15 protein-coding genes are annotated in these 16,401 nt (G+C 58.6%); 8 read left to right on the top strand and 7 right to left on the bottom strand.

The window, feature by feature from the left end:
- The first annotated feature begins 267 nt into the window (after window positions 1–267).
- Together BN1012_RS16640 and BN1012_RS04220 are read left to right on the top strand one after the other, a co-directional pair.
- Complete coding sequence (locus BN1012_RS16640; protein ID WP_052534541.1) at window positions 268–1,212, top strand: LysR family transcriptional regulator; 945 nt, start codon at window positions 268–270, stop codon at window positions 1,210–1,212.
- 65 nt (window positions 1,213–1,277) lie between these two features.
- Window positions 1,278–1,802 carry a paraquat-inducible protein A gene (locus BN1012_RS04220; protein WP_043948657.1) on the top strand — a complete coding sequence of 175 codons (525 nt, stop codon included), beginning with the start codon at window positions 1,278–1,280 and terminating at the stop codon, window positions 1,800–1,802.
- 102 nt (window positions 1,803–1,904) lie between these two features.
- Here BN1012_RS04220 and BN1012_RS17615 read toward each other — a convergent pair whose 3' ends face one another.
- Window positions 1,905–2,276, bottom strand: a complete 372-nt coding sequence (locus BN1012_RS17615) for a phasin family protein (protein WP_043948656.1) — start codon at window positions 2,274–2,276, stop codon at window positions 1,905–1,907.
- 259 nt (window positions 2,277–2,535) lie between these two features.
- On the bottom strand, window positions 2,536–3,801 hold the full coding sequence (locus BN1012_RS04210) for a D-amino acid dehydrogenase (RefSeq protein WP_043948655.1): 1,266 nt from the start codon (window positions 3,799–3,801) through the stop codon (window positions 2,536–2,538).
- Window positions 3,802–3,924: 123 nt separating this feature from the next.
- On the opposite strand from BN1012_RS04210, the gene BN1012_RS04205 reads away from it, so the two are divergent.
- A complete protein-coding gene (locus BN1012_RS04205) occupies window positions 3,925–5,262 on the top strand; it encodes an aminotransferase family protein (protein WP_043948654.1) in 1,338 nt (445 codons plus the stop codon).
- An 18-nt stretch (window positions 5,263–5,280) separates the two neighbouring features.
- Here the strand turns inward: BN1012_RS04205 and BN1012_RS04200 are convergent, their stop codons facing one another.
- Together BN1012_RS04200 and chrA are read right to left on the bottom strand one after the other, a co-directional pair.
- Window positions 5,281–5,481 carry a hypothetical protein gene (locus tag BN1012_RS04200; RefSeq protein WP_043948653.1) on the bottom strand — a complete coding sequence of 67 codons (201 nt, stop codon included), beginning with the start codon at window positions 5,479–5,481 and terminating at the stop codon, window positions 5,281–5,283.
- 94 nt (window positions 5,482–5,575) lie between these two features.
- Window positions 5,576–6,769, bottom strand: coding sequence for a chromate efflux transporter (gene chrA, locus BN1012_RS04195; protein ID WP_320408870.1), 1,194 nt, complete (start codon window positions 6,767–6,769; stop codon window positions 5,576–5,578).
- Between the two features lie 151 nt (window positions 6,770–6,920).
- Here chrA and BN1012_RS04190 point away from each other — a divergent pair, with 151 nt between their 5' ends.
- On the top strand, window positions 6,921–8,048 hold the full coding sequence (locus BN1012_RS04190) for a DUF2336 domain-containing protein (RefSeq protein WP_043948651.1): 1,128 nt from the start codon (window positions 6,921–6,923) through the stop codon (window positions 8,046–8,048).
- A 23-nt stretch (window positions 8,049–8,071) separates the two neighbouring features.
- Here the strand turns inward: BN1012_RS04190 and BN1012_RS04185 are convergent, their stop codons facing one another.
- On the bottom strand, window positions 8,072–9,223 hold the full coding sequence (locus BN1012_RS04185; protein WP_043948650.1) for a mechanosensitive ion channel family protein: 1,152 nt from the start codon (window positions 9,221–9,223) through the stop codon (window positions 8,072–8,074).
- A gap of 231 nt (window positions 9,224–9,454) precedes the next feature.
- Here BN1012_RS04185 and BN1012_RS04180 point away from each other — a divergent pair, with 231 nt between their 5' ends.
- Window positions 9,455–9,673, top strand: coding sequence for a hypothetical protein (locus BN1012_RS04180; RefSeq protein WP_043948649.1), 219 nt, complete (start codon window positions 9,455–9,457; stop codon window positions 9,671–9,673).
- A 14-nt stretch (window positions 9,674–9,687) separates the two neighbouring features.
- On the opposite strand, the gene BN1012_RS04175 is transcribed toward BN1012_RS04180, so the two are convergent.
- Together BN1012_RS04175 and BN1012_RS04170 are read right to left on the bottom strand one after the other, a co-directional pair.
- A complete protein-coding gene (locus BN1012_RS04175) occupies window positions 9,688–10,086 on the bottom strand; it encodes a DUF1491 family protein (RefSeq protein WP_043948648.1) in 399 nt (132 codons plus the stop codon).
- A 78-nt stretch (window positions 10,087–10,164) separates the two neighbouring features.
- The gene (locus BN1012_RS04170) at window positions 10,165–11,856 is read right to left on the bottom strand and encodes a PAS domain-containing sensor histidine kinase (protein ID WP_043948647.1); all 1,692 of its coding nucleotides are present in this window, start codon (window positions 11,854–11,856) and stop codon (window positions 10,165–10,167) included.
- A gap of 468 nt (window positions 11,857–12,324) precedes the next feature.
- Here BN1012_RS04170 and BN1012_RS04165 point away from each other — a divergent pair, with 468 nt between their 5' ends.
- The 3 genes from BN1012_RS04165 (at window position 12,325) to BN1012_RS04155 (ending at window position 16,283) form a co-directional block, all read left to right on the top strand.
- Entirely contained in the window at window positions 12,325–13,410 is a 1,086-nt protein-coding gene (locus BN1012_RS04165) for a hypothetical protein (RefSeq protein ID WP_043948646.1), read from the top strand.
- Window positions 13,411–13,577: 167 nt separating this feature from the next.
- Window positions 13,578–15,242, top strand: a complete 1,665-nt coding sequence (locus BN1012_RS04160; protein ID WP_052534539.1) for a sensor histidine kinase — start codon at window positions 13,578–13,580, stop codon at window positions 15,240–15,242.
- A 153-nt stretch (window positions 15,243–15,395) separates the two neighbouring features.
- Window positions 15,396–16,283, top strand: coding sequence for a polyphosphate kinase 2 family protein (locus BN1012_RS04155; RefSeq protein ID WP_081826206.1), 888 nt, complete (start codon window positions 15,396–15,398; stop codon window positions 16,281–16,283).
- Window positions 16,284–16,401 lie beyond the last annotated feature (118 nt).

The following is a 16,401-nucleotide window of genomic DNA, read 5'->3' as shown; positions in this document are numbered from 1 at the left end:
ATTTCCATCTAACCCACCCCAGTAAACACGGCCCCGGATCGGGGGTGGGTAAATCTGTCTAGGTGGCAATCAAAACTCAAATGAAATCTATGTATTAACTGTGAAATAACTTCATCTATTTGAAATATATATTTACACCATGCGCAATATCCTCATTTATTCATTAAAATTATTCTTTCTATTCATGGAATGAATAGTTCTTTACTTCGTGATTTTGCATGCGCATGAAATGCGCCTAAGAGAGTGGTCAAAGAGAATGGGAAGACGATGAATTTCAGGGACCTCGATCTAAACCTGCTGATGGTGTTCAACGCAGTTTATCAGGAGCGCAGCACATCGCTGGCGGCCAAGCGGCTGGGCATATCCCAGCCTGCTGTTTCAAATGCATTGAAACGATTGCGGACTTTTACCGGCGACACACTGTTTTATAAATCGGGCAGCGGCGTTGCACCGACCAGAACAGCTGTGACACTTGCCATTCCGATTGGCCACGCACTGGACACCGTAGAGAATTCGCTGAGGGCGGTTCGCTCTTTTGATCCGGCCACCAGCACCCGCACCTTTACGATCGCTGTAACAGATATCATCAAGCGCAGTCTGCTTCCGGCGCTCGTTACGCTTGCCCGGCAAATGGCGCCCAACATCGTGCTCGAATTTGTGCCCCATCCGGCCGGTCGGACCACCGAGGCGCTGGTAGGTGGTGAGGTTGATATTGCGGGTATCGCCAGTTTTCAGATCACACCTGAGTTGGTGACGAAACATATCTGGCGAGAGCGGATGGGGGTGATCTTGTCCAAGGATCACCCACTCGCCGAACTGGGATCCTTGTCAATAGAGCAGCTCAATCAGTTGACCTATATAAAGTCCGCGCAAATTCCACTGGTTTTTGAGCACATCGAAAACATCTTTCAGTCGCATGGCGTCAATCGGCACTTCGCATGCCAGACGGCGGATACCGAATCCATGTATGAACTGGTGGCCATCTCTGACCTTGTCATGATTGCAGGCCTAAACTTCGCGCGGCAGCACAATGTGGATGGGCGGATAGCCACCCTCGAGATTCCGTTTGAACTCCCGGGCGTAGACTTCAATCTGGGCTGGACACAGGCATCGGAAGCAGATGAAGGGCATCGCTGGCTGCGCGAGCATATGATCTCGATCCTGCAAAGCGCCGGACGGGTCATGAAATTCGAGATGCCGCGTGCGGCCTGATTGAAGATCGCTGCAGGTTGTCCGACGTTCAGGACAAAGGCCACGTTCAGCGCTAGTCTTGCCGCATGACGCTTGCTCACTTCACGCTCCCCGGTCTGACCCCGCGCAACCGCCTGGCCTATGGGCTGCTGTGGGCGGCGCTCGGGCTGATGATTGGTGGCGTGACGCTGCCTGCAATTTCAGTCAGCTCTTTCTGGGTGTTTGGTGAGACCTACTCCATTCTCGGCGGCATCCTTGCTATGGCGGAGCGCGGAGACGTGCTGCTTGCAGGGTTTGTCTTTGCGGTGTCGGTGGTGTTTCCGATCAGCAAGATCGTGCTTGGGCTCGTTGCCCTAAGGCGATTGAAGACGCGGATGAAACAGCCTGATGCCAAGCTGGCGCGGATCATGGGGCGGCTGTCTGCGCTGTCGCGCTGGTCCATGGCAGATGTGCTGGTGCTGGCGCTGCTGGTCATCATTCTCAACGGCCAGGTGCTGACGACGGCGGATGTTCATTCCGGGGTGGCGCTGTTTGCGCTGGGGGTGATCGCCTCCGCCCTTGGCCTTGCCATCGTTGAGCGGCGGGCAAACTCAGCGTCTCTAAAAACATAGGCAAGCATCGCTCATCGCCTATTGCTTCGCGCATAAAAAACGCCCGGCTGCAGGGAGGAGCAGCCGGGCGTCTAGCCTGATCAGGCTTGATGGGCGCGCGTGTTACGCAGCGCGGCCAACAGCTTCGTCGAGCGTATTGTCGACGCGTGTGGTTGCCTTCTTGACGCGATCAACGATCGGCTTGCCGGCATCCTGGATCGCCTTGAGGCTGATTTCGCCAACCTTCTCGGCGCCCTGACGGGTGCGCTTCACAGCGGACGTCGCGTACTTGCGCTGTTCGTCCATGGCAGCCTGGATGTCTTTGGCGTCAACGATCGCGCGAACAGCAGCGATGCCGTCAGCGATGTTGCCTTCAACCGTGTCGAGCACTGTGTGCGCGGCTACGCGAGCCGGGCTGGCAGGACGGCGTGTCTTCTGCTGAGCAGGACGACGACGGGTTGTGGTTTTCTTTGCAGTTTTCTTGGCAGCAGCCATTTCAATTCTCCTTATGCGGCGATTTGAGGGGGTGCCGCTTGTTTCCCCGGTTTCTGGAACGTGAACCACCCCAGATACGCAAGGGGTGTGACGAGGCGGTTCAGCAGCAACGGGCTGCGACCTGATCTCGTCTTGTGCGATGCAGCATATATGGCAGTACAGCGGCGCAATGCAAGCGCTTTTTTGTGCGGTGCAATATTTCTTTGTGGATTCCGCAGAATTCTGCGATTTCAGCGATAAAGTTTTTGTTTTCGGGGGGTTAGCGGGTGAACCGGCGCAGCCCAAAAGGTGCAGGATCGACCGGCGGAGACTCGTTTTCGAGCAAATCCGCCAAAACGCGTGCACTGCCACATGCCATGGTCCAGCCATAGGTTCCATGCCCGGTATTGAGGCTGAGATTCTGCCATTTTCCCGCAGGCCCAATAATGGCGCCGCCATCCGGGGTCATGGGACGCAGACCGGTCCAGACTTTGGCATCGCGGTATCGGGAAAGATCCGGGAACAGATCATTCAGGGCATTGCAAATTGCAGTGGCGCGCTTTGGATTGATGCTCAGGTCGGTGCCTGCGAGTTCGGCCATGCCGGCAACGCGGACCTGCGTACCGAAGCGGCTGACGACGATGCGGCGCTCTTCATCGGTGAGGCTGACAGTGGGGACGGCGTTGCTGCCTTGGGTCTCCACCGTCACCGAGTAGCCTTTGATTGGGTAGATCGGCAGGTCAACGCCAAGGTGCTTCATCAGGGGAACGCTGCCGATCCCAAGGCAGATGACAGCGTGATCGCATTCAATGGTGCCTGTGGATGTTGCAACAGCGGTGACCCTGTCTCCTTTTGTCTCACATCCCAAAACATCCGTTGAGAGTGTGAAGGTGACACCGGACTGTTTTGCTTTGTCTGCGAGCAGCTGGGTAAACAAATGCGCGTCGCCGCTTTCATCATCGGCGAAATGAATGCCGCCGCGCACTTCGCCGGCCGCAACAGCGGGCGCAAGAGCGGGCTCTATCTGGGCGCACTCTTCAGCTGATACGAAGCGGGCGTTGGCACCGAGCTTTGCGAGCTTGTGGGCCTTGTCGCGCAGGTCCTGCAGGTCAGCTTGAGACTTTGCAACCTTCAAGATGCCTTTTGTCTGCTGATTGTATTCAAGGCCAAGGCGCTGACGCAGGGCCTTGAGCTCAGACAGGCTGAGCTGGCCAAGGGCGAGATTGCGCGCGACGCCTTCATCATACGCACTGGCGGTGCAGCGGCGCACAAAGGCGAGCAACCATTTCCACTGGGCGGGATCAAAGCTAGGCGACCATTTGAGAGGCGCATCTGCCCGGCCCAGCCATTTAAGGCCCTGCATGGGCACACCGGGTGCTGCCCACGGCGCGCTGCCCGTGGCCGACACCTGCCCGCCGTTTGCAAAACTGGTCTCAAGAGCGACGTCATCCGCACGATCAACAATCGTTACCTCGTGGCCCCGGTCAGCCAGATAGTAGGCCGTGGTGACGCCAACAACGCCTGCGCCCAGAACAACTATTTTCATGCCGCCAGTGTCCGTTTAACCTTTATGCGCGAGGCGGGAAGAACACACCCGCCACACGCTGTGTATGGCCCTTTGGCGGACAGAACAACACACGGCGTCCAAATTGCAGCGGAGTATCTCGGCATGGCAGCTCACCCAAAATCGCATCTTTGGCCGTTTGTCCCGTCAGGCCGCATTATTGATGTGGTGAAAGCTGAAGGTGTCTGGCTGCACCTGGCCGACGGGACGCGCATTCTGGATGCTGCGGGCGGCGCAATCGCTGCGAGCATCGGCCACGGCCGACGCGAGGTGGCTGACGCCATGGCAGATGCCGTTGCGGATACGGGCTACATTGTGCCGACCTTCCTGACGCCACAGCGCGAAAGGCTTGTCGAGCGCCTTACTTCGAATTGGCTGCCCAAACACCTCACTCGAGTGCACCTTTCAAGTGGTGGATCAGAAGCAGCAGACGCGGCCATTCGGCTGGCCCGCATGCATCACATTGCCAAGGGCGATGACGCACGCTGGAAAATTATCGGGCGTACGCCGTCCTATCATGGCGCCACCGCCCTGACGCTTGCAGCGGGCGGCCACACAGCCCGCCAGAAAGGCTTTGAACCCTACGCGCCAGACTTGCCCAAGGTCCCTGCGCCCTACGCGTTGCGCAGTCCGCTTGGGCGGCATCATGCAGATGAGGACCTGCGCTGCGCCAAGGCATTGGAAGATACCATATTGAGCGAAGGTCCGGAGACGGTTGCTGCCTTCATGGCTGAAAGTATCACCGGGTCATCCGGAGGTGCGTTGCAACCAGGTCCGCGCTACTGGCCGGAGGTGCAGCGCATCTGCCGCGCGCATGGTGTGCTGCTGATCGTTGACGAAGTGATGACCGGCTTTGGGCGCACCGGGGCACGCTTTGGGTCAGAGCATTTTGATATCAAGGCAGACATCATGTTTGCCGGCAAAGGGCTGACAGGTGGGTACGCCCCTCTTGCCGGCATCTACACCACAGAAGACGTGGTGGCGCCGCTTGCTGCACGCGGCGACAGCTTGATGTTCTACACCTATGGGGGCCATCCCGGCGCCTGCGCTGCGGCAGACAAGGTACTTGAGATTATTGAGCGTGAGGCGCTGGTGGAGCGCGCAGCAACACAGGGTGCGAAACTCCAAGCATTGTTGCAGGAGCGACTTGGGCAACATCCGCATGTGGCGGAGATCCGTGGACGTGGCCTCTTGTGGGGCATTGAGCTCGTCGCAGACCGGGAAACACTGGAGCATTTTCCATCAGATGCTGGCATCACCAACGCTGTGGTGGCGCATGGTCTGCGTGAAGGCGCGTTCTTCTATCCCGGGGGCACCGGAGAGGTGCGAGATGTCATCTGTCTGGGACCAGCCTTCACGGTGAGTGACGACGAGCTGGAGATGATGGCAGACCGGCTGCTTTCAGCAATCAACGCAGCCACTGCGCACAAGGCCGCTGCCTGATCGCGAAACGCCATCTGCTCAGGTTGTCGCAGCCTGGACCTTTTCAGCTGCATCATCGGGTGTCGGGCGAAGGCTGATGACATCAGCAGAGTGCCCTTCGGGCAATTCTGCAGAGGTTTCAGTGGTGCTTGATGCGGGTGGCACAAAGGCAACCACATTAGCGACATCGCTGGTGTCGGCCGTCTCAGTCAGGCCGGCGTCTTCGGGCTCATAGGCCATGATCCTGCTCCTGCTTACTGTACGATGAGCAAAGCCTGAGCCTGTTATGGTGAACCAATGGTTAACGTCAGCGCGCCTTTCTGGATGCCTTGCGTCAGAAAACAACCGCGACCGCCATGCCCAAGGCTGCTCCGATGGGCACGACGCTCCAGGCCGGCAGCCGCATAATTGCCAGCGCCCCAAATGCCAGTGCTGCGATTGCTACATCTGTCCAGTCATTGATGGCGGTCGTCGTGACAGGCGTGTACAGCGCGGCAGCGAGCACACCAACCACTGCTGCATTGACACCATTGAGGGCTGCGCGCGCAGTCCGGTTGGCGCGCAGGGACGCCCAGAACGGCAATGCGGCCGCGACCAGCAATGCGCCCGGCAGGAACACCATGACGAGGGCGAGCAAGGCATAGAAACTCGCCGCAGCAGCGCCATGATCAATACCTGCTGCCCCACCCAGAAACGCAGAAAATGTAAACAGAGGACCTGGAACCGCCTGCGCCAGCCCGTAGCCGGCTGTGAATTCCGTCGCACCCACAAGTCCCGGCACCACCGTTTCAGCCTGCAGCAGCGGCAGCACTACGTGGCCGCCGCCAAACACCAGCGCACCGGACCGATAAAACCCGTCGGCAATCTGCGTTGTCAGTGAATGATCATGGGAGGCAAGGAACGGTAGCCCGAACAGCAGCACGGCAAAGGCGACAAGAAGGACGAGTGATACCGGTTTTGGAATTGGGGCGACGAAATCAGCTGACTGTTCCGCGGGGACGGCAGACGACCTGAAGGCCACAAGGCCAATGGCAATCCCGGCAGCTATGGCGATCAGCTGACCTGCGACGCCGCCGACATATAGGGTCACCGCCAATGCAAGGCCGGCCAGGAGAAGCCGCGGTGCGTCCGGGGTCAGACTGCGCGCCATGCCGATGAGCGCATGCGCGACGACGGCGACCACAACAGCCTTCAGACCTTCAAGCAGTCCGGGGGGGATGGCCTCTCCCAATTGCACCAGCGACAACGCAGCTGCCGTCATGAGTATGGCGGACGGCAAAGTAAAACCGGTCCATGCCGCAAGAGCACCCCATGGACCTGCCTTGAGCATACCGATTGCCAGACCCACCTGACTGGACGCGGGGCCGGGCAGGAACTGGCACAGGGCGACAACGTCCGCATAGGCCTCGTCATTCAGCCATTTGCGGCGTTCAACGAACTCATCCCGGAAATAGCCGATATGGGCCACGGGGCCGCCAAAGGCTGTGAATCCCAGGCGCAGAAACGCAAAAAAAACATCCGAAATCAAAGTATCTGCGCCCCAATTAATCGCCGATAGCCACCGAATCTTTACATCAAGCCTGCATCATTGGCCTCCAAGTTAGACGCCCACATGACAGTTCGGCCAGTTGCGAGGGCATCTGGTCGGTAGGGATCCCAAAGTTTCAGCAGCACAGCCAATGAGCTCAACCGCATCCAGATTGGCAGACCTTGCAGGATTACTGCGAGACCCCACGCCGGAGGGCCGCAGTGCTCTGCTCGCCTGCGTGACAGATCTCTATTTGTCTGGCTCGGAAATTTGCAGTGACGAAGCCCGGGACGGATTTGGTTTACTGCTGGTGGATATCGCCCGCATGGCAGGCGCTGATGCACAACAGGCAATGGCAAAGTCTTTGGGCCACGACGACACACCACCTCTGGGCGTGGTGGACTTTCTGCTTGAACAGCCCGGCTGGGTCGCGGCGCCATTTCTGGCGGCGACGCCAGCCCTTGATGACCAAGCGCTGACCGAGCTGATTGACACGCATGGCAACACGCACGCTGCCGGCATTGCCCAAAGGCAAGGCCTGTCCTCTGTGCTGGTGCGCAAGATACTGACCACCGGCAACGACGTGGCACTTGTGAGCCTCGCAGAGAACCATGACGCGCCCCTGCAAAGGGCTGACTTTGAAACACTGAAAGCGGCCGCCCCGGCCCTGCCGCATCTTCAGGCCGCTCTCGTCGACAGGCATGATCTGCCAGCCGATGTTGCCGTTGCCTTAATGTGGCATACCGGTCCGCATCTTGGACGTCGCGCCCTCGACCAGGCGCTGGCTGTGACAACCGATGCCCTTTCATTGGCAATTGAAGCTGCAGCGGCAATTGGTATGGCCGAAGGCAAGGCCTCGCCTCACCCGGAAGAGGCAGCATCTTATGCGGTGCAAAAATACAGCCGCCATGAATTGAAGGAGCCACTTGTGGTCAGGCTCTTGCGCGATGGAGACATGGATCGGTTCTATGCCTGCCTCGACAAGCTGACAGATATTGATCGCGCAACCGGGGAAGCCATCATGGCTGAAAGAAGCGGATTTGCGCTCATGGTCGCCTGCCGCGCGGCACGATTTGCGCGCTCCACTTTCTCAACGCTCGTGCGTCTGGGAGAAGACGGCGCCCAGCGATCTACGGATCAGACGTTTGACCTCATGTCTGCCTTTGAGACGCTAGATGACGCTTCTGCCGAAAGACTGCTCGGGTTCTGGCAGGTGCTGTTTGCCGGTGCGGAGCTCGCTGACGCTGATGATGCGGGTGATACGCGACAGGCCAGTTAGACTGATCCTGCAATCCCGCCCCGTCAGGCGTCTGTGCCCACCTGCTTGGGCGGCTCAAAGATCTCCGGCGCACCGGCGGGCAGACTTTCCAGATAGATAGAGGTGGATGGGAAGGCAAAGCCAGTGCCCGCGCCTTCCACGATGCCTTTGATTGCCAGAGCCAGCTGCTCTTTTATCTCAAGCCACTCGCCCCATACGGTCGTCCGGGTGAAACAGTAGAGCATGATGTCGATCGAGCTGTCGTTGAAGGCATCTATGCGCACAAACAGCGGCACTTCCGGCGGTTTGGCAAAATCCTCATTGTTCAGTACGTACGCCTCAATGCCATTGCGGACCTGCTGCAGCTGATCCTTGGACGCGCTGTATTCAATACCGATCTTCCAGTAGATGCGGCGATGGGTCATGGCTGAGAAATTTGTCACCGCGCTGTCCGCGAACTCCGTGTTCGGAACATACACAGGGGCCTTGTCAAACCGGCGAATGCGCGTTGACCGGAACCCGATCTGCTCAACCGTGCCTTCTACAACGCCATCAACCATCACCCAATCGCCAACGCCAAACCGCTTTTCAACCAGGATGGACAGGCCGGCCAGCAGGTTCTTGAACAAATCCTGTGCGCCCAGAGCGACAGCGACACCGAACAGGCCCAGGCCTGCAATCAACGGGGCAACCTGAATGCCCCAGATCTGAAGGCTGGTGGCAAGGCCCAGCAGAACCACGCCAATGCGCGTGGCAGTGATCAGCCAGTCTACCATCTCGCGCGTCAACACGGCCTCAAGACGCTTAAAGACCAGGGTCAACGGCTTGGTGATGTTGTACAGCGCCCAGAAGAATGCCACCGCCACCATGGACCGGACCAGATTGTCGATAATGACGCCACCGATGCCCTCGAGCGCCAGATACTGCCCGGCAGTGAAGACACCAACCGTCACCACCAGGAGCTTGAGGGATGGGCTGACTGCTTCAATCACCATGTCGTCAAAATTGGTGTCGGTGTTTTTGGCCCATTGGCGGACGGTGACCAGAACTATGCGGGCGAACAGTCCGCGCAGCACATAGAAGAAAATCAGAATTCCCGCGACGATCAGCAATCGCGTGAAATCGATCCCCAGCACACCGTCAGTCCAGAAGTTGACCAAAACTGACCAGAAATTTGCTGCGAGTTCCTGCACCATATGGGGTGTTCTTTTCTTCCGGTTGGGCTTTGCGCTGCCAGGGGCACTGCCAGATGCATTCGAGGGAGCCCCTGATAGCGCGGTTTTGGCCTGCGCCTCAAGCTGCCGCCATATGCGTTGCAGGTTTGTGCATTGCTGGTTTGACCTTGATCATCGCTGCCCCTCTTTCCGCGCGGCTATACTGGTCGTGAAACTGATTTATTGACCAAATTCCGATTGAAGGAGACCACCATGGCAACCGCTCGAGAAATTGTTGAAAAGCACGTTCAGGCAGCCCTCGACGAAGCCGCTGAAACCGGACATCCGCGTGACTCGGTCGCGCGGGTGCTGTTTGACCAGGTCATCAAGCTCTACCGGATGGACCGGCAGCCTGATGATATCGCCAGCGAATTGATGGCGGCGGCTGAGAACATGGATGCCGGCGACGGCATCGCGTTCATGCGGCCATAATTTGGGTCCGACGGCTAGGGACCAAAAATCTGCGTGATGAGGGGGTCTGTCTGCGCGGGTGTTTCGTCAATGACGACGCCATCCAGACAGGCTTCACCGTCGCCGGATTCTATTTCCACAATCCATAAATCCGGGTCCGATTTGGCGTAACGCGCGAGATAGGTGTCGGCATCCATTTCGGCCACCGGCGTTGCACCTGTCACGCACATCCAGCGCGGGTGGCCGTCATCGTCCGTGCCGGGTCCGGGTGCCGGGCCAAAGACCCGGACCGTACGATCCGGCAATGCGGCCTTCACGAATACAGCGCCGGCAGCTTCGTGGCCCTTTTGGACAATTGCTGTAAAGGCGCCTGCGCTGGTTGCACGGCGCATGATTGCCTGAACCCGCAGATCTGATCTCAGTCGTGGTTGCATCACGGCACAGTGCCTTTGCGTGGCGGCTGCGGCAAGGGATGAAGAGATTGAGTATCCGGTCTGACGCGCCCTGACAGATCAGGCGGAGCGGCGACGTGCCATGCGGGCGCGCGGAAACGCCAGACGTACGGTTGTGCCCTCGCCCTCCTGCGAACGGATGGAGAAGCCACCACGCTGCAGTTCGGTCAGGGCCTTGGCGATTGCCAGCCCGACGCCTGCGCCGGACGGGCGGCCTTCAAGGCTGCCGCCGGTGCGTTCAAACGGGCGCATGAGCCGGTCGATGTCTCTTGCCGGAATCCCGGGACCATTGTCCTTGATTTCCAGCCATACGCTCAGGTCATCAGACCCGGCTTCAATATCGATGCTATCGCCCAGGGCTGAGTACTGAATGGCATTTGCGAGAATGCCGTTGACGGCCTGGCCAGCCGCCCGCGCATCGGCAAGGGCAAGGGGCAAATCTTCGGACACGTGGTTGATGATGACGACACGCCCATGGCGAGCCTGAGGCTCAAGCGTGCGAATGGCGCCATCGGCTATCGGCAGGAGGCGGGTTTCCTCCACATCCATTTCCACATTGCCGGCTTCTATTTCCGACATGCGCAGGACATCGGTCACAATGCGCAACAGTGTCTTGCCGCTATCGCCGATCATGTCCGCATAGTCGGAATACCGGCCATTGCCGATGGGACCAAAGGACTGATCACGGATCACCTGCGCGAATCCGATGATTGAGTTGAGCGGCGTGCGCAGCTCATGGCTCATGCTGCGCAAGAAGGCTGATTTGGTGCGGCTGGCAGATTCAGCCATGTCACGCGCTTCTTCCATGACCAGTTGCGCTTCCTGACGATCCGTGACGTCGCGGGTCACAGCGATGAGGCTGATATCAATAGCTGTTCCCGTTGCGCGCAGACGTGTCTCCAGATAGCGCGTCGTGCCGTCATCATTGGTCACGGCGAATTCAACGGTTGCCTCGCCGCCATTGCGCAGCGCGTTTGTGAAGGCGTCGGTAATTGCCTCGGCATAGCTGGTGCCGGCAACGTCAGATAGGCGGCGGCCGATGAGTTTGTCCGGTGACACGTTCAGCAGGCGGCGGCTGGCGGGTGTTGCGAACAGCACCGTGCCGTCAATCGAGTGACGGGTGATCAGGTCACTGGCGTTGTCTGCGACCATGCGGTAGCGCGCTTCTTCGTTGTCGGCTGCATCTTCCGCACGCTGATAGGCTTCCTGGGTCCGCATTGCGAGGGCGCAGGCGTAAACGATTGCCGCAACGATCGACACCATGCGCGTCAGGAATGGATCAATGCCCGGCAAGTGTGCGGGCGGCAGGCTGGATGCCAGAGACATCCAGACAAGGCATGAGAAAATAATGGACGAGATGGCTGCAGCCGTGATCGCGCTTCGGCGGTTTGCTGACAGCGCGGCTTCCATGGGCACGATCGCGAGCCAGAATATGGCCGGGGAATCCACGCCGCCCGTCCACAGGCACAGCCAGCCGACCAGAATGGCAAAGAACGTGGAAGACAGGGCGTATGACGCTGCCAGTTGACCCGTCGCACGCAAGAAGAGACCCGGCAAAGCTGTGGCGCCAAGAAGCGCAAAAGCCCCCACCGCAAACAGGTCGATGCCGCCGGTTACAACAGCGAACAGGATACCGCCGGCAAGACCCAGGGCCCCACCGCTGAGATGCTGCTTGATGAAGGACGCATGACGCCGCATCTGCCGCGGTCGTCCGCGCACGCTTAGATGCACCTGCCAGTCAGCAATCTGCACGCTCGAATCCTCACACAAGTTTTGGGGGATTGCCCCGGTTTCGCATTAACTATGTCCGCTGCCAGCCCACGCCGCGGGCGCGGTGGCACAATGAATGGTGCCAGTGTGGCTCGTGAGGGTTAAAGAAGGGGAAACCTTGAGAATTCCCGTTGGATTTGAATCAAATGCCGGGCCAGAAACCTGCCCGGAATCACGCTGCGGACGGACTTGCCGCATTGCAACGCGGACCGCGTCGGCTTAGGGTTGGGCACGTCCGTTGCAGAAGTCTTAATGGGACTCTGACGGGTGCTCCGATCTGGCACATTATTGGGAATTTTCGCGCAGTCATCGCTTATGCGCGGCCCCAAAATCCAAGGCACATGATGCCGAAGGGGACAGATCAGGCACTTTTGGGGACGACTGGTAATTGATTTCCAGGTCTGCGGGCGCTGTCGCTGCCGCCGAAGACCAGTATTGGGGACGAAACACATGGCTGACACCACCACAGGCGCCTTTGGCAATGCCCTTCTGAGAAAAACGGCCGGGATTATGGCTGTTACAGGGCTCGGGCTCGCTCTTGCGGGCTGCCTCGGCGACAGCCCACCAAACATCAATGCTGTGCAGGCCCAGCCAGTTGCAGCTGCCGCGCCGGTGGTTGAGCCGTATCAGATTGCCAGTGCGCCGGTTGTTCTTTCAGACGGGACGATTGTCCCCATTCCGCGCGCAAAGCCCGCCATTGCCGGCAAGCCGCTGGACACAGTCACACGGTCAGACGCCCGCCGGGCAGCGCCGCTGGAAGGTCCACAGGGCCTTGTCGAAAAGGCCGCGGCCTATCGCGCCTTTGATGCGGCGATCGATGATCTGGCGAACCGCAAGTTCAAGGCGCCCCGGGACGTGCGGGCCGCACTCGACTCTCTTCGTCCACACGATCCTGCCAAACTCGGCGAAGGCTGGGTTGCCAACAGCGCCTTTCTTGCTGCTGCTCAGCCGGAATTTGTTGCTGCCTTGAAGGCAGCTGTGGCGCGTGACGGCAAACAGGCTGTTTTGACCCGCCTCAAGTCAGGCACCGGCGTATGGATGTTTGCAGGCTCTCAGAAAGCGCGCTCCGCTGTGGTTGCTGACGCCGCGGACGCCTACCAGAAACTGACCGGCCTTGGTCAGCGCTTCCTCACCACGGCTGTTGAGTTTCAGCGCACCCGCTGGGGCAGCTATGAGCCGGTTGTGCCGTTCTCGGTTGATCCGCAGTTTGCGGCCGCTGAAATTGAGAACATGGGCTTCGGCGGTATTCTTGCCGAGCTGGCCGGTGTGACCGAAGCACAGGCCGCAGCACCCGTGATGCAGCGTATTCTGGCTATTGCCGGACATATTGCCCTTGAAGAATCCGAAGCAAGCGCGACTGTTTCCCTGGTGCAGAACCGCGACCTTTCACGGTGCACACGGTTTGCCCGCCTCAATCTCAACCAGTGCCTTGCCGCGGCCCACTTCCCGTCAGAAGAAGCCTATTGCACGGGCAAACACGCAGTGAACGAGATTGCCTATTGCTGGGCGACATATCTTCCGGCTGCTGCCAAGTAACAGCTACTGCGATCCGTTACGGATCCACCAAGAAGGCGGCTTTCTCAAAAGCCGCCTTTTTTGCGTCCTGTCAGCCAGAAATAGCGCAAACGATTTCCTAACTTCGTTCTGCCTATTCTCGCCCCGGGTCAGTTTGACCCGATTGTTAGGGCAATTTGGGGCATCCAATGCCGGTTGGTACGCGTGAGGGCATCGAGGCACTGGTAAACGGGCTGGACAGCCTGCGGGTGGGGATCATCGTTTTTGATGGCTCTGACCGGCTGGTCTATTGCAATGACCATTTCCGTTTCATCTTCCGGACGTTTGACCATCTGGATGAGATTTCAGGCCTCGCCTATGAGGACATTCTCAAAACTCTGCTGGACAACGGCGAGTTTGCAGGCGAGCGCGCCATCCGTGACCCGGAAAACTGGCTTGCTGACACGCTTGCCCATCATCGCTCCCGTGACTATGCGCCTCGGATAGAACGGCTGTCCGACGGTCGCTGGATGGAAGTCAAATGTCGCCCCATGGATGATGGCGGTGCCATTGTTCACTGGAACGATGTGACGAGCCTCATGCAGACACAGCTTCGGTTTGAAGCGGCCATAGAAAGCACGGCTGACGGCTTTGCGATCTGGGATCAGGCAGACCGGCTGGTGCTCCACAACCGCGTATTTGCACGTCTACATCGCGCCACATCAGAGCGGCTCAAGCCTGGGACCACCTTCAAGACCTTCATGACAGAGACAGCACATTCGGGTGTCTTTGATGATGGAGAAAACCCTGATGAGTGGATTGCCCGACGCGTTGAAAAACACGGCCTGCCTGTTGGTCAGAGCACACTGCGCCACAAGGATGGCCGCTGGTTCCTGATGCGCGACCGGCGCACACGCGAAGGCGGACGGGTCACGGTGTATACGGACATTACCGAGCTCAAGGAGCGTGAACGCCAGCTCATAGAGCGCGGACGGACCCTGCAATACACCGTGCAGGAACTGGAAATGAACCGCGCCAAGCTCGAAGACCAGGCCTCTAACCTGGTGGACGTGGCGGAGAAACTCGACTCGGCCAAATCAGCTGCCGAGCGGGCCAATGAAAGCAAGACGTCGTTCCTGCGCAACATGAGCCACGAGCTGCGCACACCGCTCAACTCAATCATCGGCTTTTCCGAAGTCCTTGAGCAGGAGCTGTTCGGTCGCCTGGGCAATGAGCGCTATCTCGATTATGCCTCGATGATCAATACGTCCGGCGGACATCTTCTGTCGCTGATCAATCAGATACTTGATCTGTCAAAGATCGAGGCCGGTCGATACGAAATTGTTCACAACCCGTTTGATCTGCGCGATATCCTAGAAGACTGCGGTGACCTGCTGGCCCCCCAGGCCAAAGCCGGCAACATTTCCGTGGATGTCGCAATGCCGGATGGCGATTGCGAGGTGGATGCTGACCACACGGCAATTCGTCAGTGTGTGCTGAACCTCATGTCAAACGCGATCAAATTCACCAAGGAAGGCGGATCGGTAACCGTCCGCCTTGAGGACAAGGGCGACATGGCGCTCCTTATTGTCAGCGATACAGGCATTGGCATTGCCCCGAATGATCTGCGGCGGGTGATGATCCCGTTTGAACAGGTGGATTCCACATTTGCGGCGGGCAAGCAGGGCACAGGTCTTGGCCTGCCGATCGTGAAATCGCTGATTGAACTGCACGGCGGCTCGGTTGAACTCGCCAGCACGCTGGGCAAGGGCACCACCGCTACGGTGTGGCTGCCCAAAGAAGCCAGTGAGCCAGCTGTCGGCGCGCACAATGTCGGCAGAGGCTATGGCCTCATTGCCTCTCCATCACACTAGACGCCGAAACGGCGATCCTGTCGCCAGCGTGCAAGATCAGGTGACATACTGATCGGAGCATGATGCACTGCGTGTGCAGCATGAATTGCCGGGTTACGACATTTCCCGGGATATGACACTTCCCGGGACACGACAGGGCGAGACTTTCCAGACATGGCTTCCAAGAAAAACAAATCAGACAATGCATCAGGTGAGAATGGGGCGGATGCTGACATTCATCACGAGGATCTATTTGCCGTCTGGCAGCCCAATGGCTTCAGGCTGTCAGAGGTGCCCGGCGGTGCATCAGTCGAGAGCAGCGAATACGCCGACATTCTGAAGTCGCTGCAGGACGACCTGCGTGAACTGCAGCTGGCCTTTCTCTACAACAAGCTCAAGGGCGTCATTGTTTTTGAAGGCTGGGATGCAGCAGGCAAGGGCGGCATCATCCGGAGACTGACCAGCGTAATGGACCCGCGTGCTGTTCGTGTCTGGCCCATTTCAGCGCCTGACCAACGCGAGCGGGAGGAACACTATCTTCAACGCTTCTGGCGACGGCTGCCGCCCAATGGGGAGTTGGGCATCTTTGACCGCTCCTGGTACGGACGGGTGCTGGTGGAGCGTGTAGAGGACTTTGCCACCCGCGAAGAGTGGGGGCGTGCCTATAGCGAGATAAATGCCTTTGAAGCATCGCTGGCCGCCGATGGATTTCGCCTTGTGAAGATTTTTCTGCAGGTGGACCACGAAGAACAGGCGCAGCGTTTTCGCGATCGTCTTGATGATCCCCTCAAGCGATGGAAACTTACACCGGAAGATTTGCGCAACCGGAGCCGCCGTGCGGCCTATGAAGACGCGATTGAAGAAATGGTGCGGCGAACATCGGCACCCGATGCGCCCTGGTATGTGATCCCTGCCAACGACAAGAAGTTTGCGCGAATTGCTGCAATCTCCACCATCATCCGCACGCTTGGGTCCGGCATCGATTTCAAACCGCCCGCGCCGAACAAAGAATTTCTCGCCGAAGCTCACAAAGAGCTGGGGATTGACCCGGATTCCAAATAGCTAAAATTTTACACAAGTGCCGTTTTGATTTTAGCGACGCACAAAACCCCACCTTAGGCATGGCGCGCATTTGCACCATTGGAAGGGGAGTTGGATCAAATTTGATCTATTTGTTTTG

Origin of the sequence: Candidatus Phaeomarinobacter ectocarpi (assembly GCF_000689395.1) — a bacterium.
In the GTDB taxonomy this organism is placed as follows: domain Bacteria; phylum Pseudomonadota; class Alphaproteobacteria; order CGMCC-115125; family CGMCC-115125; genus Pyruvatibacter; species Pyruvatibacter ectocarpi.
This window is presented reverse-complemented; position numbering and strand designations above follow the sequence as displayed.